2 protein-coding genes and 1 other RNA gene are annotated in these 1,785 nt (G+C 66.5%); 2 read left to right on the plus strand and 1 reads right to left on the minus strand.

Annotation, left to right across the window (positions count from 1 at the left end):
• Positions 1-820, plus strand: an 820-nt coding sequence (locus ACOJSF_RS10550; protein ID WP_420142163.1) for a glucoamylase family protein, incomplete at its 5' end; no start/stop codon positions are given.
• A 41-nt stretch (positions 821-861) separates the two neighbouring features.
• Here ACOJSF_RS10550 and ssrA read toward each other — a convergent pair.
• Positions 862-1,207: a transfer-messenger RNA gene (gene ssrA, locus ACOJSF_RS10555) on the minus strand.
• 84 nt (positions 1,208-1,291) lie between these two features.
• On the opposite strand from ssrA, the gene ACOJSF_RS10560 reads away from it, so the two are divergent.
• The gene (locus tag ACOJSF_RS10560) at positions 1,292-1,720 is read left to right on the plus strand and encodes an RrF2 family transcriptional regulator (RefSeq protein WP_420142164.1); all 429 of its coding nucleotides are present in this window, start codon (positions 1,292-1,294) and stop codon (positions 1,718-1,720) included.
• The last annotated feature ends 65 nt before the right edge of the window (positions 1,721-1,785 follow it).

Genomic DNA, 1,785 nt, shown 5'->3' on the forward strand with positions numbered 1-1,785 from the left:
TCTCAGCGCCGAACACCGATTCTTCGTCCGGCGCGTCAGCCGATACGGGGGCGGGCGATTCGACAGGGGCGACAGTCTTTTCGGGAGAGGCCGACGCTCTCTCCTCATCGGTCGGAGCGAGGATCGCTGGGCGGTCAGCGATCGGTTCCGGGCCAGTTGGGGCACGCATGGGGGGCAGGATTATCTGCACTTCGCGCCGATGTTCGGGCACCAGTACAGCCATGTCTGGATCGACTTCAAAGGCATCCATGACCCGCTGATGCGCGAGAAGGGCATCGACTATTTCGAAAACAGCCGCCGCGCGACCTATGCCCAGCGCCAGTACGCGATCGAGAATGCGGGCGGCTGGGCCGATTACGGCGCGGATGTCTGGGGCCTGACCGCGTGCGACGGGCCGGGCGATTTCCGCATGGGTGGCCGGCAGTATTTCAGCTATTCGGCGCGCGGGCCGGGCGAGCGCGACGACGGAACGCTTGCCCCCACGGCGCTGCTGGGCAGCTATCCGTTCGCGCCGGAGATCGTCGAGCCGGCGGTCGGCAACCTCTATCGCCGCTATGGTGCGGACATCTTTGGTCGGTACGGTTTCCTCGACGCATTCAACCCGACCATCCGCAGCCGCCCGCCCGAACCGTTCAAGCATGGCGAGCTTCGCCCCGGTGCGGGCTGGGTCGATACCGACTATCTGGGGATCGACCAGGGACCGATCGTCGCGATGATCGAGAATCACCGCACGGGCCTTGTCTGGCAAACGATGCGGCGCAATCCGTACATCCGCCGTGGGCTGGCGCGCGCCGGGTTCACGGGTGGCTGGCTGGATTAGGTCCGGGGGGATTCTGTTGCTCGGCCCCCCCGGCGGCCGCCGGTTTCCGCTTCTGTTGCCCGGTGCGGTCCCAACCGCGCTTTTGTCAATCTAACCTAGACCGTGAGGTCTTGGGTTAGGCCGCAATCGCGAGCGCCTCGTTATCGTTGGCACTTGTGAGATGGGCCGTTGCGGTGGTCCCATTCCGGGCGAAAGCAGCGCTTTTCAACACACGTCGATCCTGGTTCGGCCCCGTCAGAAACGGTGTCCAGATCCACCACCATTTCTGGTGGAGCCGCCGGGTACTGCCCCCGGGTCCGCTGCGTCTATGACACGCTACATTTTATCGCCATAGCCGAACGAGCCGGCACCGACCGATATAGGCGGCCGCGCCGCAAAGGGAAGCCCCGAGTAGACTCAGGCAACGCCGATCGGATTTGCGGCATTTCGGCCTTCCCCGCGCCGCAAAGCGGTGGCATGGAACGGTGCATCATGTTGACGCAGCGTTCGCGGTACGCGCTCCGCGCGATGATCTTCCTGTCCGGGCAACCGCGCGACGGCGCCCCGGTGCCGATGGGGCGGATCGCGGCGGAGGCGAACGTCCCGCGCAAGTTCCTTGAACTGATCCTCGCCGACCTGCGCGAATCGGGCTTCCTCTATTCGACGCGGGGCAAGGCGGGGGGCTATCGGCTGGCGCGGCCGGGGCACCTGATCTCGCTCGGCGAAATCATTCGCACGATCGAAGGGCCGCTGGCGCTTGTCCCCTGTGTCAGCCGCACCGCCTATCGCCCCTGCAACGATTGCAAGGACGAGGCGACCTGCGCGATCCGCATCGCGATGGCCCGCGTTCGCGACGAGACTGCGCGCATCCTCGACGGCACGACGCTAGCCGACACGCGCGCGGACGCGCTCGCGGCCTGAACGCCTCCCCCTGGCGGGGGAGGCATCCGGTCAGGCGGCCTCGCGTGCGAGCGCGGGATAATCGG

Source organism: Sphingomonas sp., assembly GCF_048594985.1.
In the GTDB taxonomy this organism is placed as follows: domain Bacteria; phylum Pseudomonadota; class Alphaproteobacteria; order Sphingomonadales; family Sphingomonadaceae; genus Sphingomonas_I.

Bases quoted from the DNA above. Each gene is read 5' to 3' on its own strand.
- ACOJSF_RS10560 (WP_420142164.1), top strand. From the start codon at position 1,292: ATGTTGACGCAGCGTTCGCGGTACGCGCTCCGCGCGATGATCTTCCTG.